The organism is Gordonia amicalis NBRC 100051 = JCM 11271, assembly GCF_000332995.1.
Taxonomy (GTDB): Bacteria; Actinomycetota; Actinomycetes; order Mycobacteriales; family Mycobacteriaceae; genus Gordonia; species Gordonia amicalis.
Genome location: NZ_BANS01000047.1, coordinates 1 through 23,576 on the forward strand (window position 1 = coordinate 1; position 23,576 = coordinate 23,576).

The window sequence follows — 23,576 nt, forward strand, 5'->3', positions numbered from 1 at the left end:
CGCGAACCGCGATCCGTATGACGTCGAGTCCGCGAACCGGGCTTGATGTCGTACGGATTCGGTCGACCTCAGGGAATGTCGCGCCGTCGGAATCCGGCGAAACCGATGGCCAGGAACCCGACGGTCACCATGCCGATCCACAGAAGGCCCCACCAGTTCGCGCCGGCGGCAACGACGTCGGGTACATGGTGGAACGGGCTGAAACCGAGTGCCCACCCGGGCAATTTGAAGCTCGGGCCGAGAATGGTCATCACGAAGGACACCAGCACGCCGAGCCAGATCGCCGGACGGGCGACCGGTCGGGCGCCGATCACGGCGACCGCGAATGCGATGACCGTCCAGGTCGCCGGGATCGTCGCAAGGGCTTGGAGCAGCGCGTCGCCGAAGGTGATACCGATGTCTGCGGTGGACGCGAAGATACCGACCACCACCCCGGCGATCAGCAGGAACGCCGCCGTGGCCAGCAGCGCGACAGCGACATTGGTGGCGATGTAGCGCACTCGGGCAACCGATGTCGCGAGCACCGCTTCGGCCCGGTCCTCGAGTTCCTCGGTACGCACGCGGTTGACGATCTGCACGCCCGCGACCGATGCGACGATCCCGACCAGACTGAGGATCGTCGTGACGAACGCGGAGATCAGATCGGCCGGGGACGCGGCGCCGGAGGCGAAGACCCCGGCCATCGCCGGATTCGCCTCCAGCAGGCCTTTCACCGACCTGGTGAAGTAGCCGAAGACAACGCCCAGACCGATGAACGCCACCGACCACGAGGCGATCGGGGCTCGGTTGAGGCGGACCGCGAGGTCCATCGGCGTTCTGCTCCGCCCCCGCGGCGGTCCGGGCCTGGACGGGACGAGTCCCTGGCCGAAATCACGTGAGACCTGAAGTGCGAAGCCGACTCCGGCGAGAACAACCGCGAGTGCGACTCCGAGTGCCAGCGGCCACCAGTGATCTCCGGTCGCCGGCCGCGTCTCCTGGACCCATCCGAGCGGGTTGGCCCACGTCGTCCAGGTCGGTGCGCTCACCGAATAGAGAAAGCCTCTCAGGACGAACAGCACGCCGAGCAGCGACACCGAGATCGTCGTCGCCGCACGGGCGTCGGCGCCCACCTGAGCGCTGACAACCGCGACGGCGGCGAACATCCAACCCGTGACGGTGAAGCCGGCGCCGAGCAACATCGACGACTCCCAGGCTCCGCCGCACAGTCCGGTGACCACTCCGGCCACGACACCGATGGCCAGTGAGCACAGCATCGCCATCACCAGCGCCGTCAGCAGGCGCGCCGACCGGCCGAGAACACCTGAAGCCAGCAATTCGGCCTGGCCGGAGTCCTCCTGCCCGCGACTGGCCTTGACGACGATGAAGATCGCGCCGAGCGCCGCGACGAACCCGCCGAGTGCGAGACTGCGCCAGGCGTTGAAGCCGTCGACAGTCGACAGGTCGTAGGCCGGGCCGAAGATCAAACCCAGCGCCGGGTTGGCCCCGACCGTGGCGGCGAAGGCCCGCCTTTCCACGAGGTCGGGAAACAGCCAGGGGTACACGAGGACCGACGACACCGACAACGCCGTGGGCAGCACGATCCACGGAGCGAACGTTCTCGCCTCGTGGTGCAGCGTCGCGGTCAGCAGCGGTCGCGTACCGGCGATCGAGGCGACGGCCATCATCACTTCTTCCCCGACTTCGAATCCTCGGACCCGTAGAGCCGGAGGAACAGGCTTTCCAGCGACGGCGGTTCGACGGTCAGCGACCGCAGTCCGCACGACGTCAACACCTCCATCGCCGCACCGATGCGGTCGGAATCGACTGTGGCACTGATCCATTGGCCGTCGATGTCGACTTCGTGCAGTTCACCGAGCCGATCCTCGGACGGGATGGTCTCGAGCTCGGCACGTACCGATGTGCGGGTGCGACCCCGTAGGTCCGACAGGGTCCCCGTCGCGACGATCACGCCGTCGCGAATGATGCTGAGACGATCGGCGAGGGTCTCGACCTCGGCAAGGATGTGGCTGGACAACAACACCGTGGTACCCCGGGACTTGGCCTCTTCGATCACCTCCTGGAAGACGTTCTCCATCAACGGATCCAGTCCCGACGTCGGCTCGTCCAGGATGAGCAGCTCCACCTCGGACGCGAGCGCGGCGACGATCGCCACCTTTTGCCGGTTGCCCTTCGAGTACTGGCGTCCGCGCTTGGTGGTGTCGAGTTCGAAACGCCGGACGAGATCGGCACGACGACCCTCGTCGAGTCCGCCGCGCATCGAACCGAGGAGATCGATCATCTCGCCGCCGGTCATCGACGGCCACAGGGCGACGTCACCGGGGACATAGGCCAGTCGTCGATGGAGTTCCACGACGTCGCGCCACGGATTGCCACCCAGTATCCGAACCTCACCCGCGTTGGTCCGCAACAATCCCAGCAGCACGCGGATCGTCGTCGACTTGCCTGCTCCGTTCGGCCCGAGGAATCCGTGGACCTCCCCCCGCCGGACCCGGAGGTCGAGACCGCGCAGTGCTTCGAAACGGCCGAACGACTTGCGTAGTCCTCGTGCGTCGATGACGAGATCGGGCGTGTCTACGGGCATGGCGTACCTCCGGGCTCGGTGAGTCGCCACGATCGTTCCATGGTGCCCGAAGCGCTGCCGGTGCAACGCGCCGAGAGGTCACACCAGCGTCTACGGCCACGCGGCCGACCCGACCGCTCGGGCGTAGACTCCGCGACCATGGCGATCATCAATCGAGGGTTCGTGGGCCGTCGCGACCGTGATGCTCGTCGGCTGCCGCCCGGTCAGTACACGACCCTGGACTTCCCGGTGTTGTCGGCCGAACCGACACCGTCTGTCCCCCTGGACAGATGGTCCCTCGCCATCCAGTCGGCTGAGCACCGGGCCACGACATTCACCTGGGAGCAGTTCCAGGCGCTGCGCCACGACGAGGTCACCACCGACATCCACTGCGTCACAAGGTGGTCGAAGTTCGCGACGCGCTGGCGTGGCGTCTCCTTCGACACGCTGATCGATGCGTTGCCCTTCGAACCCGCCCCGTACGTCATGGCGCACTGCTACGGCGGGTACACGACCAATGTCCCGCTCGCCGATCTGACCGGTGGACGAGGCTGGATTGCCGACACCTACGGCGGGGAACCGCTGGCACCCGAACACGGCGGTCCCGCCCGGCTCCTCGTCCCTCACCTGTACTTCTGGAAGAGCGCGAAATGGATTCGGCGCCTTCGATTCATGCCCGAGGACACGCCGGGATTCTGGGAGGAACGCGGATACCACATGTACGGCGACCCCTGGCGCGAGCAGCGGTACTCGTGACCGACTGGCTGCTGACGACGGTGACCTCCGTCGTCGACATCACCCCGACCGCACGCACACTGCGTCTCGCGCTCCCCGAGCCGATCCACGTGCTGCCCGGTCAGCACGTCGACATCCGGCTCACCGCCGAGGACGGCTACTCCACCGCCCGCACCTACTCTGTGTCGGACGCCCGGGAGAGCCGATCGCTCGAGGTCACCGTCGAGCGCCTCGAGGACGGTGAGGTGTCCCCTTACCTGGTCGACGTCGTCGAGGTCGGTGATCCTCTGGAGATCAGTGGACCGCATGGCTGGTATTTCACCTGGGCCTCCGGCGACGACCGGCCGGTGCAACTGATCGGCGGTGGATCCGGGGTCGCGCCGCTCATGTCGATGATCCGGAGCCGCGAGGTCGACGCACCGCTCACGCCCTTCTCCCTGGTGTACTCGGTGCGCAGTCCGGACCGCGTCTACTACCGCGACGAGATCCGGCAACTCATGGAGCACCATCGCCTGGATCTCCATCTCGTCCACACCCGTGACGCACCAGCCGGATCGGCGCGACCGGCCGGACGCCTCGACTCGGCGGAACTGGCCGCACTCACCATGGATCCGTCCCGGTCACCGACCGTGTACATCTGCGGGCCCAATCGGTTCGTCGAGGACTGTGCGAAGTGGATGGTCGACGCCGGCCACGACCCGACCCGTATCCGTACCGAACGATTCGGCGACTGATCCGCGGCACCTGCGGGTTCGGGCCAATGCGTTTCGTTGCGCGCGGACCGGAAGTAGCGTGGCGGCATGACTTCCGCGTACGACTTCACCGCGACCGGGATCGACGGCAACCCGGTCGACCTCTCGCAGTTCCGGGGCGACCCGCTGCTGATCGTGAACACCGCGTCGAAGTGCGGCTTCACACCTCAGTACCAAGGTCTCGAGACGCTTCATCGCGACTACCAGGAGCAGGGACTGCGTGTTCTGGGTTTCCCGTGCGACCAGTTCGCACATCAGGAACCCGGCGACGAAGAAGAGATCAAGAACTTCTGTTCGCTCACCTACGACGTCACCTTCCCGATGTTCGCCAAGGTCGACGTGAACGGGCGCGACGCCCATCCCCTCTTCGAGTGGTTACGTACCCAGAAGTCGGGAGTGTTCGGCGGACGGATCAAGTGGAACTTCACCAAGTTCCTGGTGAACCGCGACGGGGTCGTCGTCGAACGCTTCGCACCGGCCACCAAACCCGAGAAATTGGTCGGGCCCATCGAGAAGCAGCTGTGACCCGCCGACGATAGGACGAGATCTCGTGAGCCGGACAGCGTCGTTCGTGCGCGTGGTGCTCGCCTACCTGGTGGCGTTCGGTGTCGCCGCCGCATGGTTGTGGCTGGGTCCCGACACCGGCCACCTGTGGCTCGACACCCTCATCGCCGACCTCTGGGCGACGCTGGTGATCTTCGGTTTCAGTCGCCGGTACTCGAACTCGAGCATGTATGACGCCTACTGGAGCGTCATACCGCCCGCACTCCTGGTGTATTGGTGGGCCGCCGGCGATGTCGGCATCGACGCGGTGCACTGCTGGGTCATCGCTCTCGTCCTCGGAGTGTGGGCCGTTCGGCTCACCGCCAACTGGGCCGTCGGGTGGCCGGGTCTGGATCACGAGGACTGGCGCTACCGACTGCTCAAGCAGCGTGCCGGCCGTGCGGCCTTCGTCGTGGACCTGGTCGCCATCCACGTCATCCCCACCATTCAGGTGTTCCTCGGCATGGTCCCGGTGTATGTCGCAGTCACCCGACATGATTCGACGATCGGCTGGCTCACCGCACTGGCCGCGGTCGTCGGATCGGCCGCCGTCGCCCTCGAGTACGTCGCCGACACCCAGCTGCGTCGCTTCACCGCACACCGCACGCCTGGGTCGGTGCTGGACTCCGGCGTGTGGTCGTGGTCCCGGCACCCGAACTACTTCGGTGAGTTCGGTTTCTGGGTCGCGATGGCGTTGTTCGGGATCGCCGCCTCGCCCGCCGACTGGTGGTGGTTGCTCGTGGGTGTGGTGGTGATGCTGGCGATGTTCCTCGGTGCCAGCATTCCGATGATGGAGCAGCGCAGCCTGTCCCGACGTCCCGGCTATCCCGATGTCGTCGACCGGGTGTCCCGGTTCGTACCCCGCCCACCTCGCCGAACCCGTCCGCCGCATTCCGCCGACCGCATCCCCGGATGACTCGCCGCGTTGTGGTCGCCGGCCTCGGTGACACCGGCATCCTCACCGCCATCCATCTGTCCCGCCACGCGGACGTCGTCGGGATCTCGTCGAAGCCCGGACTGGTCAGCGGTCAGGAACTCGGGCTTCGCGTGAGTCGGCCCGACACCTGGGCCCGCGACTACCGGATTCCGTTCGAACGATTCCGGAAGCTCGACCGCGTCCGCACCGTCCACGGGTCGCTGACCGGAGCCGACCTCGCCGAACGAACCGTCACCGTACGCAGCGCCGACGGAACCGATGTCATCGAACCGTTCGACGCGCTGGTCATCGCCACCGGTGTCCGCAACGGCTTCTGGCGACGTCCCGGTCTCCAGTCCCCGACCGATGTCGACCGGGACCTGGCCGCTGCACACCGCCGTCTGGCGGTCGCGGATTCGATCGCGGTGATCGGAGGGGGTACCGCCGCGGTGAGCGCGGCGGCGAACCTGGCAGCGACCTGGCCGGGTAAACGGATCGATCTCTACCATCCCGGTGAGCGCGCACTGCCCCGCCACCATCGGCGGACCTGGCAGAACGTGTCGGCGCGGCTGCGCACACTCGGTGTGGGTGTGCACGGCGGACACCGCGCCCAGGTGCCCGCCGGCTTCGGCTGCGACGAGATCACCGGCGGATCCGTACGCTGGACCACCGGGCAGGACGCCGTGCACGCCGACGCGGTGCTGTGGGCGATCGGTCGGGTGACCCCGAATTCGGAGTGGTTGCCTCCGCAGATCCTCGATCCGGGCGGATTCGTCTACGTGACACCGCAGCTCCGGGTTCCGGGACATGAACTCGTCTATGCCGTCGGCGACATCGCCGCCACCGACGCCCTCCGTGGTTCGGCCCGTAACCGTGCCGACCGGCTTCTCGCCCACAACATCCGCGTCGACCTGGCGGGCCGGCCGGACCGGGCGCGGCGCTACGTGCCGCCCCGCCGACGGTGGGGATCGGTTCTCGGAGTGCAACGCGACGGTCTGCAGGTGTTCGCGCCGAACGGTCGCGCGTTCCGTTTCCCCGCCTGGTCGGTCGACACGGTGCTGCAACCGTGGATCGTCCGACGGGGGATCTACGGCGGGATTCGCGACGCGGGTTCGCCGGCCACCACCGATCGTCGGCGGCGTCGCACCTGAAAGGTCATCTTCCGCGCTTACACTCGGCCCATGAGCAACGAGCAGTTCTCGGCCCATCCGACAGACCCGGTGGACCCGCCGCCCGGTTCGAACACCGCGCCGGTCCCGCCCGCGTCGGCACCGGCGGGATCGACACCCCCGGGAGCCCCCGCGACCACCGATGCACCACTGAAGCCGACAGCCGCCGAACGTGCGAACACGATCGTCAGGAAGGTCGTCATCGGCCTGATCATCGCCGCCCTCCTGGTGATCACCTACTTCATCCTCGAGGCGTTCCTGCCGCGCTGGTGGGCCGGCCAGATCGGTCGCCGGGTCGACGGATCGATGGCCAGCGGTGTCTGGACCGGACTCGTCCTGGGTGTTCTCTGCACCTTCGTCCCGCTCCTGTTGTTCACGCTGGCGTTCCTGAGCCGCAGCCGGTTGCGGAACGTCCCGGCGATCGCGTTCGCCGTCGCCGGCATCGTCGTGGCGATCCCCAACCTGTTGACGCTCTCCGTCGTCGCCGGCGGCGGCAACGGTGCCCACGCGGGTGAACGCATCTTCGACGTCGAAGCCCCCGGCTTCCGCGCCGCCACCGCGTGGGGCGTGATCATCGGAGTCCTTCTCGCGATCCTCGTCGGCTGGTTCATCTGGCGCTATCGGCGGCGTGGACGACAACTCGAGGCGACGCGCCCGAAGAAGGACAAGAAAAAGGACAAGAAGAAGTGATGGTCGGATAGACCCACCCAGAACGGGTCAACCCGCCACCTCACGAAGGTGGCGGGTTGACCCGTTTAGGGGGCGGAGGCGGTCAGTCGGCCAGCCCGGCATCCTTGCTGCCGTAGCTCTCCCGCAGCTTCGGCTTCACGACCTTGCCGCCGGCATTCCGGGGCAGTTCGTCGATGATCACGAGGTCCTTCGGGTGCTTGAACCGCGCGAGATTCTCGTTCAGATGAGGTTCCAGCTCGGCCAGCGTCAGATCGATGACGCCCTCGGCCAGGACCACGACGGCGACCGGCACCTCGCCCCATTTCTCGTGCGCGCGACCGATGACGGCCGCCTCCAGGATCGAGGGATGGCCGTACAGGACGTTCTCGACCTCGGCGCAGTAGATGTTCTCACCGCCGGAGATGATCATGTCCTTGGCTCGGTCGACGACGTAGAGGAAGCCGTCCTCGTCTTCTCGCACCAGGTCGCCGGAGTGGAACCACCCGCCGCGGAACGCTTCCGCGGTCTCCGCGGGCTTGTTCCAGTAGCCCTTCATCAGGTTGGGTCCGCGATAGACGATCTCTCCCACCTCGCCGGGCTTCACGTCGTTCATCAGCGGGTCGACGATGCGGGCGGTCACCGCCGGGACCACCTTGCCGATCGAACCCTGCTTGCGCAGTGCGTCCTTGCCCTCGAGGATCGTCGTCACCGGAGACATCTCGGTCTGCCCGAAGGCGGTCATGTTCAGCGCCTCGGGGAAGGCCTCGCCCATGGCGTTGAGCACGGTGTCCGACGCGGGGGCCGCACCCCAGCTGATGTTGCGCAGACGGAGCTTTCGCGGCCGCGCTTTCTGCGCCGCGCACACCGCCTGCCACTGTGCGGGCACCATGAACACCGAGGTGGTGCCTTCTCTCTCCAGGGTGTCGAGCATGGCGTCCGGGTCGAAAGCACCGAGTGGATGGATGACCGCACGGATGCCGCGGTAGAAGACCGGGGCGAAGGCGGCGAGCCCAGCGATGTGGAACATCGGCGGTACGACCGACGCCACGTCCTCGGCATCGGCGGACGCGGTGGTCGCCATCGTGGTGACGGCCTGCGCGTGGAAATTCTGGTGGGTCAGCATGGCGCCCTTGGGCTTTCCGGTGGTACCCGAGGTGTACATGATCGCGGCGACGGTGTCCTCCGGGACATCGACCGCCGGCAGATCCGAGTCCCCCTGCGCGACAAGGCCTTCATAGTCGAGATGCTGAGGGTTCTCACTGCCGTCGACGACGATGAGGGTGTCGATCCCACCCGTGGACGCACTCACGGCATCGGCCAGCGGCGCGAGGAGTTTCTCGGTCAGTATGACCTTGGCCCCACTGTCGGCGACGAGATAAGCGACCTCGGCGGGGCTCATCCGGATGTTCACCGGAACCGGGATCGCGCCGATCAGCGTTGCGCCCAGCACGGCTTCGACGTACTCGGTGCGGTTGAGTAGCACCATGAGGATTCGGTCGCCGAACTCGACTCCGAGTCGGCTCAATGCTGCGCCGAAAGCCCGTGACCTGTCATCGAGTTGCTTCCACGTCGTGGACTTGTCCAGGTATGTGATCGCCATGTTGTCCGGCGTCATCAGCGCATGCCGGTGGACCTGGTTGTTCCAGTGGTTGCGGCGCGAGCGGTAGGGCTCGGTGGTCAGGTCGGCGGTGGCGTCGGTGGTTGCGGTCATCCCTGCTCCCGTGTCGATCGTGCGATGGTCGACATTGTTGTCTGCGTCACACCCTACGCAGACCGGGCGGGTTGCTCGTCAGATTTCGACGGGTCAATCGGACAAACCGGCGTCCTTGCTGCCAAAGCGCTGGCGCGCATGGGTTTCGTGACCTTGCCGCCGGCGTTTCGCGGCAGGGCGTCGATGATCACGAGATCCTTCGGGTGCTTGAAGCGCGCCAGGTTCTCGTTCAGGTGGGGTCCCAACTCCTCCAGGGTCAGGTCCTCGACACCGTCGGCGAGCACGACGACCGCGACGGGCACCTCGCCCCACTTCTGGTCCGCCCGGCCGATGACCGCCGCCTCGGCGACAGCGGGATGGCCGTAGAGGACGTTCTCGACCTCGGCGCAGTAGATGTTCTCACCGCCGGAGATGATCATGTCCTTGGCACGGTCGACCACGAAGAGGAATCCCTCGTCATCCTCCCGGACGAGGTCACCGGAGTGGAACCAGCCACCGCGGAAGGCGTCCGCGGTCTCCTCGGGCTTGTTCCAGTAGCCCTTCATCAGGGTCGGCCCGCGGTAGACGATCTCCCCCACCTCGCCGGGCTTCACGTCGTTCATCAGCGGGTCGACGATGCGCGCCGTCACCGCAGGCACCACCTTGCCGATCGACCCGATCTTCCGCAGGGCGTCCTTGCCCTCGAGGATGCAGGTCACCGGCGACATCTCGGTCTGCCCGAACGACGTCATGTTGAGAACGCCCGGGAATGTCTCGTTGATGGCGTTGAGCACGGTGTCCGAGGCGGGGGCGCCACCCCAGCTGAGGTGACGTAGACGCAGGCCGCGCAGACGTGCCTGCTGTGCGGCGCACACTGCCTGCCATTGTGCGGGCACCATGAACACCGATGTCGAGCCCTCTCGCTCCAGCGTGTCGAGCATGACGTCGGGGTCGAAGGATCCCAGCGGATGGATGACGGCCCGGATTCCTCGGTAGAAGACCATCGCGAAGGTCGCGAGGCCCGCGATGTGGAACATCGGCGGGACGATCGATGCGACGTCACCGGGCTGCGGGTTCGTCGTGGAGATCGACGTGACGGCCTGCGACTGAAAGTTCTGGTGGGTCAGCATCGCACCTTTGGGACGGCCAGTGGTGCCCGAGGTGTACATGATGATCGCGACAGCGTCCTCGGGGACGTCCACCGGCGGGAGATCCGAGGAGTCCTCGGCCAGGAGGTCCTCGAACGAAAGATGGTCGGGGTTGTCGCTCTCACCGACGACGACCACGGTGTCGGAGGTGCCTCCCAGGGCTCGCGCGGCATCCACGACGCCCGTCAGCGCCGATTCGGTGACCACGACCTCGGCGCCGCTGTCCGTCATGAGATAGGCGATCTCGCCGGGACTCATGCGAACGTTCACCGGCACCGCGATCGCACCGATGAGGGTCGCCCCCAGAATCGCCTCGACGTACTCGGTGCGGTTGAGCAGCGCCATCATGACCCGGTCGCCGAACTCCACACCGCGTCTGCTCAGCGCCGCGGCGAAAGCCCGGGAGCGGTCGTCGATCTGCGTCCACGTGCGCGTCTGGCCGAGGAAGGTGATCGCGGGTTCGTCGGGAGTCGTCAGAGCGTGGCGGCAGACATGGTTGTTCCAGTGGTTGCGGCGCGAGCGGTAGGGCTCGGAGGTCACGTCGGTGACGGCCTCGGCGAATGCAGTCATTGCGGTCTCCCGTGTCGTCGGACACTCGTTGTCCGACTCACCACCCTAGGTCGTGACTGTCACGGAATACGCTGTGCAGCCGATGATTTGCGCCTATGGAAGGGTTAGCCGGCTCCTATGGACGACGCCGGGGCGGCGTCTGCGCACGTGTCCCCCGGGACGGAGTCACCCCATGCGGTCCGCCCGGCACCGCAAGTACTCCCGGACGCGAGGGTCGCGGGCGGACGTCGCGGCGCGCTCGAAGTGCCGACGTGCCTCGTCGAGTGCGCCGGTGCGGGCCAGGAGGTCTGCGCGTGTGGCGTGGAAAGGCTGGAAGTCGTCGAGGTCGTGCTGCTCCTCGAGTTGCCCGAGCAGCGCCAGACCATCGGCGGGCGACGTCGCGCGCCCCACGATGGCGGCGTGCGCGACCCGTGCACCCAGTGTCGGGGTGACGGTGAGGAGGGCGGTCGACAAGGTCTCGAGTACGGCCCAGTCGACGACGCCGGTGCGTACGCGATCGGCGTGGACCGACTGCATGGCGGCCTCGAGCTGGAATCGCCCCATCGGTGCGCCGAGTGCGGCGGCACGTCGGAGCATCGCCTCGCCGTCGCGGATCAGTTCGCCGTCCCACAGCGCGGGGTCCTGCTCCTCGAGCGGGACGAACGGTCCGTTCCGTGCCGGCGCACGTGACAACGACAGGGCGATGAGAGCGGCGAGTCCCCATGCCTCGGGCTCGACGTCGAGGAGAGAGGCGAGTGTCACGGCGAGATACAGCGCCTCCCCCGTCATCGATTCGACGGCGTCGGGACCGCAACCGGTCGCGTCGTCCCAGGCGATCGCGAAGCACCCGTAGACGGCCTCGAGCACCGCGGGCAGTCGTCCCGGCATCGCCGTGCGGTCGGGAACGGCGAACGGGATGCGGGCGTCGCGGATGCGTCGCTTGGCGCGGACGAGTCGTTGCGCCATCGTCGCGGGGGCCACCGCGAAGGCCGCGGCTATGTGAGTGGCCTCGAATCCCAGCACCGCCTGCAACATCAGGGGTGTCCGGATGGCCGGGTCGATCGCGGGGTGAGCGCAGGTGAACAGCAGTTCGTGTCGCTTGTCGCCGATCGCGTCGGGGTCGAGATCGTCGATGGGTGTCACGCTGGCCTCCCCGGCGGTATCGGCGCGGTCGTCGAGATCGACCGACATCCGGTGCGACGCGGACTTCCAGACGTCGCGCTGGTGGTTGCGGGCGACCGTGAGCAGCCACGCGGTCGGATTCTCGGGTATGCCGCGTGCCGGCCACGTGACGAGCGCACGTTCGAAGGCGGTCGACAACGCGTCCTCGGCGAGCGCGAGGTCGCCCGATGATGCGGCCAGGAGCGCCACCAACCGCGAATACGCTTCGCGAGCGGCGTGTTCCGCGGCGGCGTGCGCTCCCGGCCGGTTCATCCGTTCGGTGTCCACGCCCCGTTCACGGTGTACGTGGCCCCGGGTCGGATCTCGACGACACCCCAGTCGATGGGGGGCGCCTGACGTGCCCACTCGATGGCGGCGTCGAGGTCCTCGACATCGACGACGATGGACCCGCCGAGCTGCTCCTTGGTGTCCGCGAAGGGACCGTCCTGGATGACGAGTTCGCCGTCCACCTTCCGCAGCGTGGTGGTGGCGGTCGAATGCTGGAGCACCTCGGCACTCACCAGGACGCCGGCGTCCTGCAATGCCCGTGCGTAGGCGGAGAATGCTGCCTGACCCGACCGGATGGCGTCCTCGCCGAGCGTCGTGGCGTCCTGCTCCGGGTAGTGCAGCAGAAGTGAGTAATGCATGGTCTACCTCCTGGTCACCGGACCGCCTCTCGGTCCGTGTGAGGAGATGACGAGCGTGCGACCCGTCGATCGACAGCCTACGGCCGATGAATCAGATTCCGCGGCGATCCGCCCGGACCGCGGCATCGGGCCACATCGGCGGGCACGCTGTCCCGGGTGTCGTGGCCAGTTCGAAATGCCACCACTCGTTGACGAATGTCCGGCACAACCCCCAGCGATGGCCGTTGCGTTCCAGCCAGGCAGCGCCCTCCCACGGGCCGACGTCGACGGCCTCACCGCGAACGTGCGGTGACTCCTCCGCGGGAAGAACCCAGCGCCGGGCCGCCGCGGGACTGCCGTAGGTGGCGATGGCGTTCCGCCACAACTGTCGCTGTTCGGCGTCGGTCCGTTTGCCGGAGGTGATGTACATCTGAATCCCTTGGGCGCGGCCGTCGTTCGCGGCGAGCGTGTACGACACCGCCAGTCCCGGTACGAGTCCGGCCGTCCCGGGGGCCAGGGCGGTGGGCGCTGCCACCGCCGGGCCGACGCCGACCACCGCACCGGTCACGGCACACGCAGCGCCGGCCACCGCGAGCGCGGCCCGCGTGAGTCCAGACGCGAAGATGCTCATCAGACCAGTAAACCGTACGACCGACGTGTGCTGCGTGGACCGGTGTGCGGCATTAACGTCGAATGTGTCGGGCCCGTCGACGCAATGGAGGGGCTGCATGAGGAAACGCCTGATCATCTGCTGCGATGGCACGTGGAAATCATCGAAGGATCCGCGGGTCTCCAACGTGGAGAAGATCGCTCGGGCCGTCAAGACCGATGCAGCCGACGGTGCCGTTCAACTGGTTCACTACGTGAACGGTGTCGGGACGGGCTCCGCGTGGTCCGACCGTGTCCTCGGAGGCGCCTTCGGTCGCGGGTTGAACGCGAATCTCGTTGACGCCTACCGTTTTCTCGTCCTGAACTACGAGCCCGATGACGAGATCTTCGTCTTCGGTTTCAGTCGAGGCGCGTACACCGCCCGCAGTCTGGTCGGGATGATCAGCAAGGTCGGGCTGGTCACGCCACGCCAACTGGCCGAGAACCCCGCGAGCAACCTGTTCGAGAAGGCCCTGCAGTTGTATCGGGACGAGAACAAACGATCTGCCCTCGGTCGCGAGGTGCCGGTCGCGTTCATCGGCGTGTTCGACACCGTGGGAGCCCTCGGCGTTCCCGGTATCACCCGGTACAAGCACAACTTCCACAATGTGAATCTCGGCGCCAAGGTCGAGGTCGCGCGACAGGCGCTGGCGATCGACGAGTGTCGGCTGACGTTCGACCCGTGTGTCTGGGAGACCGCCGGTAACACCGAGACCGATGTGAAGCAGGTCTGGTTCGAGGGCGTGCACTCCGACATCGGCGGAGGTCTGAAAGTCGTCGAACCGTCCGAACTCACCCTGGCCTGGATGGTGCGGGAAGCGAGCCTGCGCGGTCTCGAGTTCTCCTACGACCGGTTCACGGCGATCCGGCAGCCGGTCGATCCCGTGTGCCCCGAGTATGCCGCCAACAAGTCGATGAACACCGCGTACCAGGTCATCAACCTCGTCAAACTCGCGATCGGACCATTTCGACTGCACGGCACCACCATTCGCCATCGGCGCCAGAGACGCAGGCTCGAGGTCGAGAAGGATCCGGCGTCGCCGATGTTGATCGCCGAACCCGCGCACACGCGATGGGAGACCGATCAGGACGGGCGCAGACGGAAGGCGCCCAACATCGGATGGTGGATCGACATGTTCGACGGCGACCCCGCTGCGTTACGCGCCCGCGTCGTCGAGATCCCACCACTCTCGGCGCCACTCGCCACAGGGTGACAGCAGCCTTCGGATCGAGACCGAACGCCAGCACCCGCGGGCGAACGCCTCCCCGCGGCCGGGTCAGGCCTCCTTGACCGCGGCGATCTGGATGAGGTTGCCGCAGGTGTCGTCGGAGACGGCCACGATTGCCGTGCCGACGTCGGTGGGCTGTCATGCCTTTCGTGGCGTGGGCCACCGTCTGGCGATCTCTGCCAGCGGTGCCGGATCGAAGTGATGGAACTTGGCACGTCCGCGTCTCATGTCTACGCGACTTGTAGAGATGACGAAGCGGGTTCGTGGACAGTGTCCGCGAACCCGCTTCGAGTAGTTCAGGTCAGTCCCTGGGGAACGGTACGCCCATGCGCTCGTAGGACTCGTAGACCTCTTTCATCTTGCCGTCCCGGAACGAGCCCAGAAGTGCCTTCACCGCGCGGCGACGAGTCGCGGCGATCGGCTTGGGGTACTGCCTGGTGTTCATCAGCTTCTGCGCCCATTCCGGATGGAGATCCTGGATGGCCCAGTCGACGAGGCTCACCACCGGACGCTGCCACGAGGGGTAGCGCCACGGTGCGGTCGGATTGAGGAGTTCGACGGTCGGCATGGTCACGGCCAGGTACGGCAGTGAGTCGGCGAGATACTTGTCGACGCCTTCCTTCGTGGTCGGCACGTTCGCTCCGCCCAGCTCACGACCCATCCGTGCGTAATCGTGGAAGAACTCCTCGAGACGTTCGTCGCTGAGCGGGTCGGGATGGAAGGCCTTGTGCGACGCTGCGAGAGCCCACGCCTGCGTGCAGTAGTTCCAGGTCAGCAGATCGGCGTCGCTGGCCTTGTAGGCGTGGCCGTCGGGACGCACACCCTCGATGCGGTTGTGCATCCCCCGGACCGTCTTCGACACCCGTTCGGCCACCGGCGTCGACGCCAGTGCGACGCCGAAGAAGAAGGACAGGGTGTGTCCGGAACGTGAGGAGAATGCCTTCTCGTCGAACTGGCCGGTCGGCACGCCGTCGATCCGTTCGATGGCGCGCGTGTGCTCGTACGGCATCCAGGCCATGTCGGGGTGCAGGGTCTCCATCATCGCGGCGGCACCCATGGCGATCTGGACCGTCGGCAGGTGCTCGTGGACGTACCAGACAGCGCTCCCGGGTCCGAACCACCCGGGATCGCCCTTCGGTTCGGTGAACTGGACGTTCCGGAAGAACTCGTCCCGGATCGACTGGAAGGACTTGGCCACCGCCCAGTCGAAGACGCTGCGCTTGTGTGGGACAGGCGCGACCGACGGGGTCGGCTCAACCGCGGGGTGGTCGGGTGCCCCGTGTGGTGTGGTTCTGCGGAAAGCCTGCGAGGTACCGCGTACTGTGGCCGCACAGGTAGATTACATAGTTTACTAGGTGAGCGTAGAAGTATGGGAGGTTTGACCCGATGATCACCGCGGAGCAGCGGGAACTCGCCGAGTCGGAACGGGCATGGCTCGGCAAGCACGATCCGATCGACCATCTGCGATCTCAGTCCGGACGAGCGGGGTCCCCGGAAGGGCTGGCGTCCGTCGATCCCCGTGCCCTGACCCACGTACGCGAGTCGGGTCTCGCTTCGATCCTCACCGCCGATGCGGGCGGCACCCATCCCGACCTCGCGGTCCTGACCGCCGAACACGGTCGGGCCGCGAGTTCGCTGCCGGTCGCGGACCTCGCCCTCGGTGCGTGGCTGCTCGAGTTCGCGGGTCGCGCCGACCTCGCTGACGCCCACGCGTCCGGTGACCGCGTCGTCACGGTGGTGACGTCACCGTACGGTCAGTCGCTGCACGGTGACCGGATCGCGGCGATCAGCGCACCTTTCGTCGTCCTGCCGGACCCGGCTGATCGCGATCTCGTGGTGCTGACCGACGATGATGCGCTGTTCGTCCTTCCCGCCGGCGCCTCCCGGAGGACGATCGAGACGTTCGCCACCCTGGACCTCACCCGCCCGTGGGCTCGGACACGACTCGACGTCGACGCCGCAGAGCGCGTGGCCCTCCCCGTCGGTACGGCGTCGTGGTACCGGGACGCCATCGCGGTCCACCGCGCCGTCGACTCCGTCGGTGCCGCCGAGGAACTGCTGGCCCGCACGGTCGAATATGCCGTACAGCGTGAGCAATTCGGTGCGGTGATCGGCTCGTTCCAGGCGGTCAAGCACCATTGCGCGACGATGGCCGTCCGGGTCTCCGCGGCGCAGGCGACTCTCGGTGCAGCCGTGGATTCGCTCGCGCTGTCGGAGGCTTCAGATCGTCGCCGACCGGTCGATGCCGCGGTGGCCTACGCGGCCGACGCCGCGAACTCCGTTGCGGGGCTCGCCCAGCAGGTACACGGTGGGATCGGCTTCACCTGGGAGCACGACCTCCACCTGTACCTACGGCGCATCAAGGTGAACGGGAACATCGACGGCGGCGTGCGGGAACGGCGCCGCGCGCTGGTCTCCTGACCCGCCGGGATTCCGTCGAGGGAATGCGCGCCCATGTGCTCATTCCCTCGACGGGATCCGTGAGTCGTCAGGAGCGGGGCATCCCGAGCCCGCGCTCGGCGATCATCGTGCGCATGATCTCCGACGTGCCGCCGGCGATGGTGAACGCACGCGCGTAGAGCCACTCGTCCTGCCACCGGTGCATGTCCGGCGTGAGTTCGAGGCCGGGCGTTCCGCACAGGTCGAGTGCGAACTCGGCCATCGCGAGATTGAGTTCGGAGAACATCAGTTTGCCCATGGCGGCGTCGTGGATACGTTCGGCGCCGGACAGCCAACGGTCGATGTTGTCGGTGGTGAGCGCCGCCAGTGCGGTCACCTCGGCCGTGAAGGCGCCGAGCTGCTCCCGGACGGCACCGTCCGAGATCGCCGGTGCGCCATCGATCGTCACGGTGCGTGCGAGTTCGGTGATCGCGGCCAGTGTGAGTTCCAGCCGGACGACGATCGCGCCGACGTTGGTCCGTTCCCGGCTCAGGGTCTCCGACGCGATCCGCCAGCCGTTGCCCTCATCCCCGATGACCGCGTCCTCGGGGACGAAGACGTCGTCGAAGAACACCTCGTTGAAGTCGGAGGTGCCGGTGATCTCGCGGAGCGGACGCACGGTGACTCCGGGCGTCGACATGTCGAGGACGAACGCGGTGATCCCCTTGTGTTTGGGGGCAGCGGGATCCGACCGCGCCAACAGGTATCCGTAGTCGGCCCAATGGCCGTCGGTGGTCCAGACCTTCTGCCCGCTGATCCGGTACCCGCCGTCGACCTTGGTGGCGCGGGTGCGCAGCGACGCGAGGTCGCTGCCCGCGCCGGGCTCACTGAACAGCTGACACCACAGCTCGCGGCCGGATCGAATCGCCGGGAGGTGCCGACGACGCTGGTCGTCCGACCCGTGTCCGAGAAGCGCGTGCGCGACCAGCGTGCCGGCACTCGGTGCGCCGGGCACCCCGGCTCGGGCGAGCTCCTCCCCACGATGATGTCGCGACGCGGCGAATAGTCCTCGCGCCCACCGTATTCCGTCGGCCAGTCGGCGCCGGCCAGACCGGCTCCGTAGAGCTCGGCCGTCCAGGTCTTCAGGAGCTCGAGTTCCGCCGCGTCGTCCGCGCTGCGCACCCCGGCACGCGGCGGGATGTCCGGCGCATGGGCGGCGATAAACTCGCGCACCCGGCCACGGAAATCCTCCGCCGATTCTGTCTCGGTCCCGGGTTCAGCGGACATCGAAACCGTCATGACGTACCTCGCTTCGCGTGACCTGCTGGGTGGAGATCGGGTTGCCGATGTCGGTGTACGACAAGCCGGTCGCCAGGGCATGGGACCGGGTCGAGTCCAGGGACTCCCAGATGGCCCGAACCGAGCCCTGGACGGCCACCGGCGGTTTGGCGGCGATGCGGGCGGCAAGCTGCGCGGCCCGGTCCCAGAGTTGCTCGCGCGGCAGTACTTCGGTCACGAAACCGATCTCGAGGGCCCGTCGCGCCGACATCCGCTCGTCCAGGCCGAGCAAGGTCATGCGCAGCACTTCGCCGATCGGGATGCGCCGGACCAGTCCGATCGGCTCGAGAGCTGCGACCAGGCCGTAGGAGACATGGGGATCGAAGAACTGGGCGTCGTCGGCGGCGATGATGACGTCGGCCTCGTTGAGCCAGTACAGCGCGCCGCCGGCGACCATCCCATGGACCGCGCAGATCAGCGGTTTCCAGCAGTGATTGAGCTTGGGCGACAGATGCGCGCCGGGATCGGTTCGGCTGAAGGGATTCTCGTGGAGCTGGTAGCCCTCTTTCACGTCGGCGCCGGTCGAGAAGGCGCGGTCGCCGTTGGCCCGCAACACGATGACGTGGACGTCGTCCTCGGTTGCCGCAAAAGCCCAGAGGCGCGTGAACTCGTCGAGCATCGCCCGGTTGAACGAGTTGAGCGCCTGCGGTCGGTTGAGAGTGATCGTCAGGACGTGGCCGGACAGCGTCACCTCCACCGTCTCAAAGCTTCCGACGTCCATGGTCTCCTCGCCTCTACTCGAACTGCCGACAGCGATCGGTCGGACCGAACGCATCTGGGACTTTACATGTGTTACTAAGTTATCCTGCTTACACTTACGGAAGTGGTCGATCGTCGACCGTTCCGATCCAGCGATGTGTGGAGGTTGCGATGCAGTGGGGCCTGCCCTGGCCGGGTGCCGAACAGGCACGGGCCGCCGAAGCCACCGGCGCGATCGCTTTCTGCACCGGAGAGTTCGCCGACGTCGACGCCTATGTCACGTCCACCGAGATGGCGCTCGGCACGTCGTCGGCCGTCGTCGGTCCGGGCATCGCCTATGCGTTCGCGAGGTCGCCGTTCGTCCATGCCTCGGCGGTGCGGCACCTTCATCGTCTTGCTCCTGAACGCGTCTTCCTCGGACTGGGGGCGGGCAGTTTCCGTATGAATCGTGACTGGTTCGGCGTCGATTCCAGCCACGCCGCGCCGCGGATGTCGGAGCTGATCCAGGCGATCCGCGCGTTCCTCACGGCCGAGAACGGTGAGCGCATCACGTTCGACGGTCGCTTCTATTCGATCGACGCCGATGTGCGCGCCCCCGTCTTCGGTCCGCTCGACGTCCCGATCCTCATCGGCGCGTTCAACAAGTACATGGTGCGGACGGTCGGCCGGGACGCCGACGGCATCCTCGGGCACGGCATCTTCACCGATCGCTGGTGGTCGGAAGCCATCGCACCCGAACTCGCGGTGGGCGCCGCCGATTCGGGGCGGGCGGTGGACGAGATCACCCGCTGGGGATGGGTCATCACCGCGGTCGACGACGAGGATCCCGAGGCCGCGATCGCTGCCGCGCGCCGCCAGATCGCCTTCTATCTCACCGTCAAGACCTACGACCCTCTCGTCGAACTGCACGGGTGGCAGGACGAGGTCGCCGCCATCCGTCACGCCTTCCGTGAGTCGCCCACCACCATCGGCGACCATGTGTCCGACGACATGCTGTGGTCGATCGCGATCTGCGGGGACACCGCACAGGCGTCCGAGATGCTCGGCAAACGCACGGATCTGCCCGATGTCGGGTTCCTGTCGTGTCCGGGCTTCCTCGTCGGTCGTCGGGCCCGGGCACGCTTCGCCGGCGCCGCGATCGGTTTTGCGCGCGACCACCTCGCTACTGTTGGGTAGAATCGACCTGTATCACTGAGTTTGACAACTGGGTGTATCAGATCGGCCAGTGTTTCAGATCCGCTTCGGCCATCGCGCTCACATCAGGGGGCGTCCTGGTGACGCGAGAGGAAGGTACCCATGACCAAGCCTGTCAACCTGGCTCCCATGATGGTCCCCACGACCACCTCCGGTGCGATCCGGTCCCCCAAGACCGCTGAACTGGTGGCGCGCACCCTGCGCCGGATGATCGTCGACGGCCAGCTGAACGAGGGTGACTTCCTTCCCCACGAAGTCGATCTGATGGCCCACTTCCAGGTCAGCCGCCCGACGTTGCGTGAGGCGGTCCGCGTCCTCGAGTCCGAGCGTCTCGTCGAGGTGCGTCGTGGCTCCCGTACCGGCGCCCGGATCCGCATCCCCGGCCCCGAGATCGTGGCGCGTCCGGCGGGCCTCCTGCTCGAACTGTCGGGGACGTCGCTGGCCGAGGTCATGCGCGCGCGTGAGGCCATCGAACCCGCCGCCGCGGAGATGCTCGCGGACACCGGGAATGCCGAGGCGTTCGACGAACTGCAGTCGATCATCGACAACGAGCTGAAGGACGCCTACGAGAACGGCACCATGGCCCAGGCAACGGTCTGGTTCCACCGCCGGATGATCGAGTTGTCCGGCAACTCGGCCATGGCGATGATCGCGGGCATGCTCAACGAGATCGCCGAGCGGCACATCGCCAGCACCATCCACGACGGCCCGATGCCGCGGTCGCAGTACACCAAGCTCATCCGCTTGTATCAGAAGCTCGTCGACCTCGTCCGCGCCGGCGACGGCGCCGAGGCCGCCGCCCACTGGCAGCGGCACATGAAGAACTCGAACCAGGCGCTCCTCGCCGGGCACGAGAACACCCGTGTCCGGGACGTGATGGACTGACTGTCCGCTGGTTGAGCCCCCGCTGGTTGAGCCGGCACCGAGCGCAGCGAGGAGCCGCGTCGAAACCACCCGGCGAGCTGACCTCGATACGGCCGACAGGGGTTACGCCCACCGGGCTTTCCGATCAGGTTGCGTTTTGTCCCGGCAAGCGGGACAAAACGCAACGTGATTCAGATACCCAACTCGGCGAGGCGCGCCCGCAGCTCGTCGGGATCGGTGAACTCGATCGTCGCCATCCCGAGGTCGGCGGCGGGCGGCAGGTTCTCGGCGAAATCGTCGATGTAGACGACCTCTGATCCGTCACAACCCAGGCGCCGCAACAACTCCCGGTAGATCAGTGGGTCGGGTTTGCGCACTCCGACGTCCGCGGAGTTGAGGATGAAGTCGAAGTGGTCGAGCGGCAGCGTCGACGCCAGGTGATCCCGGTTCTCGGCGACGTTGTTCGTCAGGACTGCGAGGGTGTAGCGACCGCTGAGTTCGGCGACCAGCTCGAGCATGGGTTGCCGCAGGGTGCGGGTGTCGGCCATGGCGGCGCCGAGCCGTCTGATCTCGACGTCGACTCCGTGCTCCTCGTGGACCCGGACACAGACGCCCTTGAGGAAGTCGCGGACCGACAACTCGCCCCGCTCGACCTTCGCGAACTCCTGGTCGCCCCGGACGAATCGGTGGAGTGCGGTCTCGGGGAGGCCGAGTTCGGCACTGTACCGGCGCAACCCGGACAGAGGCGACTCGGTGAGAACCCCGGACCAGTCGAAGACGATGGCACGGATGGTGGCCGTCGTGGTGCCAGGTGTGGGCGTGCTCATCCCGGATTCGACACCAGCGCGGCCTGATCCGCCGACCCGACCTCGAGCACCGTGATGGTGCCGGCCGATCCGTCGACCTCGACCAGTGCCCCGTCCGGGATGCGTGACGCCGCGACCTGGGTGTCGACGACGCACGCGACGCCGAATTCGCGGGCGACCACGGCGGCATGCGACATCACACCGCCGATGTCGGTGACGACGGCGGCGACGTGACCGAACAGTGCGGTGTAACCGATGTCGGTGACGTGGGCGATCATGATCTCGCCCGGCTCGACGTCGTCGATGGTGTGCGGCTCCACGATTCGCGCCCGGCCCACGACCTTGCCGCCGCAGATGCCGATACCGCCGAGCTTCTCTCCCGCCCCGAGCGGCTTCAAGACCTCTGCGGCCTGCCACTTCTCGGCGAAGATGGGCGGCATGTGGAGTTGTTTGAGCTTCTCGCGCTCGGCCTTTCGTCGTGCGACGGTCTCGCGGACGCCCTCTGGCGGGTCGATGAGCACACCCAGGGTGAGGTGGAAGAGATCGTCGGGGGCGTCGATGCGGCCCTGAGCGGTCAGGCGTCGGCCCTGTTCACGCACCAGTCGGCGCATGATCCAGGTGAGACGAACACAGCGGTCGCGGTTCTGTTCCCGCTGCCGCAGCAGCTTCGCCGCGATTCGCTGCGGCACCGAGAGTTGGGACTGCTGCACGGATAGGTGACAGTTGGGGTGTCATGCCGCGGCAGCTGCGGTGTTGATCATTGCTTCGAACTCGACAGGCGTCAACCGACCGAGGCGGACTTGCCGGCGCCGGCGGTGGTAGGTCCGTTCGATCCAGGTGACGATCGCGATCCGAAGCTGTTCACGGGTGTCCCAGCGTTGGCGGTCGAGCACGTTGCGCTGCAGGAGCGCGAAGAAGCTCTCCATAGCTGCGTTGTCCCCGCACGCCCCGACCTTGCCCATCGAACCAACGAGATCGTGACTGTTCAAGGCGTGCTGAAACTTTCGCGATCGGAACTGGGCGCGATCGGAATGGACGATGCAGCCAGCGACCTCACCACGACGGGCCACCGCACTGTGCAACGCCGCCACGGCCAGCCGGGACTTCATCCGCGAATCGATGCTGTAGCCGACGATCCGCCCGGAGTAGACGTCCTTGATCGCACACAGGTACAGCTTGCCCTCACCGGTGTGGTGCTCGGTGATATCAGTGAGCCACAACCGATTTAGCTCCTCGGCGGTGAAGTTGCGCTGGACCAGATCATCGTGGACCGGCGGCCCGGATCGTCGGCCGTTACGCCCTCGTTTCTTGCCGAACACCGACCACCAGGCGTTGTCCCGGCAGATGCGCCACGCGGTCCGCGCAGCCATCGACTCACCCACGGTTGTGGCTTCCCCGGCGAGGAATCGGTAACCGAATTCCGGGTCCTCGCGATGAGCGTCGAACAGGGCGTTGGCCCGATACGCCGCGGCCAGCTCGGCATCGGTGACCGGGCTGGCCAGCCACCGGTAGTAGGGCTGGCGAGAGAGCTGAAGTACCCGACACGACACCGCGACGGCAATCCCGTCGGCGGCAAGCTCTCTCACGAGCGGGTAGAGCCTTTTCCCGGCAGGTTCGCCTGCGACAGATACGCCGCCGCCCGACGCAACACCTCGTTCTCCTGCTCGAGCAAGCGGATCCGCTTACGGGCCTCGCGCAGCTCAGCGGACTCACTCGAGGTCACGCCAGGGCTGCGGCCCTCATCTATGTCCGCGCGTCGCATCCACTTGTGCAGCGTCATCGGGTGCACACCGAAATCTTTGGCGACCTGCTCGATCGTGACGCCTTGGCCACGATCACGAGCCACCCGGACCACATCGTCACGGAACTCCTGGGGGTACGGCTTGGGCACAGCTACATCC

The 23,576-nt window shown here is 66.9% G+C and carries 21 protein-coding genes and 3 pseudogenes; 10 read left to right on the forward strand and 14 right to left on the reverse strand.

All coding sequences use genetic code 11. From position 1 onward, the window contains the following. Window positions 1-68: 68 nt before the first annotated feature. Both GOAMI_RS19105 and GOAMI_RS19110 read right to left on the reverse strand, forming a co-directional pair. Window positions 69-1,661 carry an ABC transporter permease gene (locus GOAMI_RS19105; RefSeq protein ID WP_040005017.1) on the reverse strand — a complete coding sequence of 531 codons (1,593 nt, stop codon included), beginning with the start codon at window positions 1,659-1,661 and terminating at the stop codon, window positions 69-71. Between the two features lie 2 nt (window positions 1,662-1,663). Beyond that, window positions 1,664-2,581, reverse strand: coding sequence for an ABC transporter ATP-binding protein (locus GOAMI_RS19110; RefSeq protein ID WP_006438232.1), 918 nt, complete (start codon window positions 2,579-2,581; stop codon window positions 1,664-1,666). A gap of 138 nt (window positions 2,582-2,719) precedes the next feature. Between GOAMI_RS19110 and GOAMI_RS19115 the strand changes: the two genes are divergently transcribed. The 6 genes from GOAMI_RS19115 to GOAMI_RS19140 all read left to right on the forward strand — a co-directional run bounded on the left by GOAMI_RS19115 (window position 2,720) and on the right by GOAMI_RS19140 (window position 7,365). Continuing rightward, the gene (locus tag GOAMI_RS19115; protein WP_040005005.1) at window positions 2,720-3,316 is read left to right on the forward strand and encodes a sulfite oxidase-like oxidoreductase; all 597 of its coding nucleotides are present in this window, start codon (window positions 2,720-2,722) and stop codon (window positions 3,314-3,316) included. Then, on the forward strand, window positions 3,313-4,029 hold the full coding sequence (locus GOAMI_RS19120; protein WP_040005007.1) for a ferredoxin reductase: 717 nt from the start codon (window positions 3,313-3,315) through the stop codon (window positions 4,027-4,029). Before GOAMI_RS19115 ends, GOAMI_RS19120 begins: the two co-directional genes overlap by 4 nt. A gap of 66 nt (window positions 4,030-4,095) precedes the next feature. Continuing rightward, window positions 4,096-4,572, forward strand: a complete 477-nt coding sequence (locus GOAMI_RS19125) for a glutathione peroxidase (protein WP_006438235.1) — start codon at window positions 4,096-4,098, stop codon at window positions 4,570-4,572. A gap of 25 nt (window positions 4,573-4,597) precedes the next feature. Continuing rightward, on the forward strand, window positions 4,598-5,506 hold the full coding sequence (locus GOAMI_RS19130; protein ID WP_006438236.1) for a DUF1295 domain-containing protein: 909 nt from the start codon (window positions 4,598-4,600) through the stop codon (window positions 5,504-5,506). Further along, window positions 5,503-6,657, forward strand: a complete 1,155-nt coding sequence (locus GOAMI_RS19135) for an FAD-dependent oxidoreductase (protein ID WP_040005008.1) — start codon at window positions 5,503-5,505, stop codon at window positions 6,655-6,657. Before GOAMI_RS19130 ends, GOAMI_RS19135 begins: the two co-directional genes overlap by 4 nt. Window positions 6,658-6,687: 30 nt before the next feature. Continuing rightward, window positions 6,688-7,365 (forward strand): hypothetical protein, encoded by a 678-nt coding sequence (locus GOAMI_RS19140; protein WP_040005010.1) that lies wholly within the window; start codon window positions 6,688-6,690, stop codon window positions 7,363-7,365. An 82-nt stretch (window positions 7,366-7,447) separates the two neighbouring features. On the opposite strand, the gene fadD5 (GOAMI_RS19145) is transcribed toward GOAMI_RS19140, so the two are convergent. The 5 genes and pseudogenes from fadD5 (GOAMI_RS19145) to GOAMI_RS19165 form a co-directional block, all read right to left on the reverse strand. Continuing rightward, on the reverse strand, window positions 7,448-9,055 hold the full coding sequence (gene fadD5, locus GOAMI_RS19145; RefSeq protein ID WP_006438240.1) for a fatty-acid--CoA ligase FadD5: 1,608 nt from the start codon (window positions 9,053-9,055) through the stop codon (window positions 7,448-7,450). 93 nt (window positions 9,056-9,148) lie between these two features. Next, a pseudogene (gene fadD5 / locus GOAMI_RS19150) lies at window positions 9,149-10,752 on the reverse strand (fatty-acid--CoA ligase FadD5). A 165-nt stretch (window positions 10,753-10,917) separates the two neighbouring features. Then, window positions 10,918-12,165 carry an RNA polymerase sigma factor gene (locus GOAMI_RS19155; RefSeq protein ID WP_040005018.1) on the reverse strand — a complete coding sequence of 416 codons (1,248 nt, stop codon included), beginning with the start codon at window positions 12,163-12,165 and terminating at the stop codon, window positions 10,918-10,920. Further along, window positions 12,162-12,539: a YciI family protein gene (locus GOAMI_RS19160; RefSeq protein ID WP_006438243.1), complete on the reverse strand. Its 378-nt coding sequence runs from the start codon at window positions 12,537-12,539 to the stop codon at window positions 12,162-12,164. The genes GOAMI_RS19155 and GOAMI_RS19160 overlap by 4 nt, the downstream gene beginning before the upstream one ends. Window positions 12,540-12,630: 91 nt before the next feature. Further along, window positions 12,631-13,149 (reverse strand): M15 family metallopeptidase, encoded by a 519-nt coding sequence (locus GOAMI_RS19165; protein WP_040005011.1) that lies wholly within the window; start codon window positions 13,147-13,149, stop codon window positions 12,631-12,633. Window positions 13,150-13,246: 97 nt separating this feature from the next. On the opposite strand from GOAMI_RS19165, the gene GOAMI_RS19170 reads away from it, so the two are divergent. Continuing rightward, window positions 13,247-14,380 (forward strand): T6SS phospholipase effector Tle1-like catalytic domain-containing protein, encoded by a 1,134-nt coding sequence (locus tag GOAMI_RS19170; RefSeq protein WP_006438245.1) that lies wholly within the window; start codon window positions 13,247-13,249, stop codon window positions 14,378-14,380. Between the two features lie 63 nt (window positions 14,381-14,443). Here GOAMI_RS19170 and GOAMI_RS23940 read toward each other — a convergent pair. Together GOAMI_RS23940 and GOAMI_RS19175 are read right to left on the reverse strand one after the other, a co-directional pair. Next, window positions 14,444-14,533 (reverse strand): annotated as a pseudogene (locus GOAMI_RS23940) (VOC family protein); the annotation flags it as partial. 163 nt (window positions 14,534-14,696) lie between these two features. Further along, on the reverse strand, window positions 14,697-15,593 hold the full coding sequence (locus GOAMI_RS19175; protein ID WP_006438246.1) for an oxygenase MpaB family protein: 897 nt from the start codon (window positions 15,591-15,593) through the stop codon (window positions 14,697-14,699). Window positions 15,594-15,781: 188 nt separating this feature from the next. Between GOAMI_RS19175 and GOAMI_RS19180 the strand changes: the two genes are divergently transcribed. Further along, complete coding sequence (locus GOAMI_RS19180; protein ID WP_006438247.1) at window positions 15,782-16,816, forward strand: acyl-CoA dehydrogenase family protein; 1,035 nt, start codon at window positions 15,782-15,784, stop codon at window positions 16,814-16,816. 67 nt (window positions 16,817-16,883) lie between these two features. On the opposite strand, the pseudogene GOAMI_RS19185 reads toward GOAMI_RS19180, so the two are convergent. Together GOAMI_RS19185 and GOAMI_RS19190 are read right to left on the reverse strand one after the other, a co-directional pair. Then, window positions 16,884-18,061, reverse strand: a pseudogene (locus GOAMI_RS19185) (acyl-CoA dehydrogenase family protein). Further along, a complete protein-coding gene (locus tag GOAMI_RS19190; RefSeq protein WP_006438249.1) occupies window positions 18,051-18,833 on the reverse strand; it encodes an enoyl-CoA hydratase/isomerase family protein in 783 nt (260 codons plus the stop codon). Before GOAMI_RS19190 ends, GOAMI_RS19185 begins: the two are co-directional and overlap by 11 nt. 149 nt (window positions 18,834-18,982) lie before the next feature. On the opposite strand from GOAMI_RS19190, the gene GOAMI_RS19195 reads away from it, so the two are divergent. Further along, window positions 18,983-19,987, forward strand: a complete 1,005-nt coding sequence (locus GOAMI_RS19195; protein WP_006438250.1) for an LLM class flavin-dependent oxidoreductase — start codon at window positions 18,983-18,985, stop codon at window positions 19,985-19,987. A gap of 120 nt (window positions 19,988-20,107) precedes the next feature. Beyond that, complete coding sequence (locus GOAMI_RS19200) at window positions 20,108-20,890, forward strand: FadR/GntR family transcriptional regulator (protein ID WP_006438251.1); 783 nt, start codon at window positions 20,108-20,110, stop codon at window positions 20,888-20,890. 170 nt (window positions 20,891-21,060) lie between these two features. Here GOAMI_RS19200 and GOAMI_RS19205 read toward each other — a convergent pair whose 3' ends face one another. From GOAMI_RS19205 to GOAMI_RS19215, 3 genes are all read right to left on the reverse strand, one after another. Continuing rightward, window positions 21,061-21,696, reverse strand: coding sequence for an HAD family hydrolase (locus GOAMI_RS19205; RefSeq protein ID WP_006438252.1), 636 nt, complete (start codon window positions 21,694-21,696; stop codon window positions 21,061-21,063). Continuing rightward, entirely contained in the window at window positions 21,693-22,385 is a 693-nt protein-coding gene (locus GOAMI_RS19210; RefSeq protein WP_006438253.1) for a PEP-utilizing enzyme, read from the reverse strand. Before GOAMI_RS19210 ends, GOAMI_RS19205 begins: the two co-directional genes overlap by 4 nt. A gap of 21 nt (window positions 22,386-22,406) precedes the next feature. Continuing rightward, window positions 22,407-23,566, reverse strand: a protein-coding gene (locus GOAMI_RS19215; protein WP_255219206.1) for an IS3 family transposase whose coding sequence is annotated in 2 segments (ribosomal slippage) — window positions 22,407-23,279 and window positions 23,282-23,566 — 1,158 coding nt in all. Because the reading frame shifts where the segments join, the coding sequence is not laid out codon by codon here. Between the last annotated feature and the right edge of the window lie 10 nt (window positions 23,567-23,576).

Excerpts from the sequence above, each read along its gene's own strand:
- GOAMI_RS19190 (WP_006438249.1), bottom strand. The coding sequence starts at position 18,833 with ATGGACGTCGGAAGCTTTGAGACGGTGGAGGTGACGCTGTCCGGCCAC.
- GOAMI_RS19180 (WP_006438247.1), top strand. The coding sequence starts at position 15,782 with ATGATCACCGCGGAGCAGCGGGAACTCGCCGAGTCGGAACGGGCATGG.
- GOAMI_RS19200 (WP_006438251.1), top strand. The coding sequence starts at position 20,108 with ATGACCAAGCCTGTCAACCTGGCTCCCATGATGGTCCCCACGACCACC.
- GOAMI_RS19170 (WP_006438245.1), top strand. The coding sequence starts at position 13,247 with ATGAGGAAACGCCTGATCATCTGCTGCGATGGCACGTGGAAATCATCG.
- GOAMI_RS19205 (WP_006438252.1), bottom strand. The coding sequence starts at position 21,696 with ATGAGCACGCCCACACCTGGCACCACGACGGCCACCATCCGTGCCATC.
- GOAMI_RS19125 (WP_006438235.1), top strand. The coding sequence starts at position 4,096 with ATGACTTCCGCGTACGACTTCACCGCGACCGGGATCGACGGCAACCCG.
- GOAMI_RS19135 (WP_040005008.1), top strand. The coding sequence starts at position 5,503 with ATGACTCGCCGCGTTGTGGTCGCCGGCCTCGGTGACACCGGCATCCTC.
- GOAMI_RS19155 (WP_040005018.1), bottom strand. The coding sequence starts at position 12,165 with ATGAACCGGCCGGGAGCGCACGCCGCCGCGGAACACGCCGCTCGCGAA.
- GOAMI_RS19140 (WP_040005010.1), top strand. The coding sequence starts at position 6,688 with ATGAGCAACGAGCAGTTCTCGGCCCATCCGACAGACCCGGTGGACCCG.
- GOAMI_RS19110 (WP_006438232.1), bottom strand. The coding sequence starts at position 2,581 with ATGCCCGTAGACACGCCCGATCTCGTCATCGACGCACGAGGACTACGC.
- GOAMI_RS19160 (WP_006438243.1), bottom strand. The coding sequence starts at position 12,539 with ATGCATTACTCACTTCTGCTGCACTACCCGGAGCAGGACGCCACGACG.
- fadD5 (WP_006438240.1), bottom strand. The coding sequence starts at position 9,055 with ATGACCGCAACCACCGACGCCACCGCCGACCTGACCACCGAGCCCTAC.
- GOAMI_RS19105 (WP_040005017.1), bottom strand. The coding sequence starts at position 1,661 with ATGGCCGTCGCCTCGATCGCCGGTACGCGACCGCTGCTGACCGCGACG.
- GOAMI_RS19165 (WP_040005011.1), bottom strand. The coding sequence starts at position 13,149 with ATGAGCATCTTCGCGTCTGGACTCACGCGGGCCGCGCTCGCGGTGGCC.
- GOAMI_RS19115 (WP_040005005.1), top strand. The coding sequence starts at position 2,720 with ATGGCGATCATCAATCGAGGGTTCGTGGGCCGTCGCGACCGTGATGCT.
- GOAMI_RS19195 (WP_006438250.1), top strand. The coding sequence starts at position 18,983 with ATGCAGTGGGGCCTGCCCTGGCCGGGTGCCGAACAGGCACGGGCCGCC.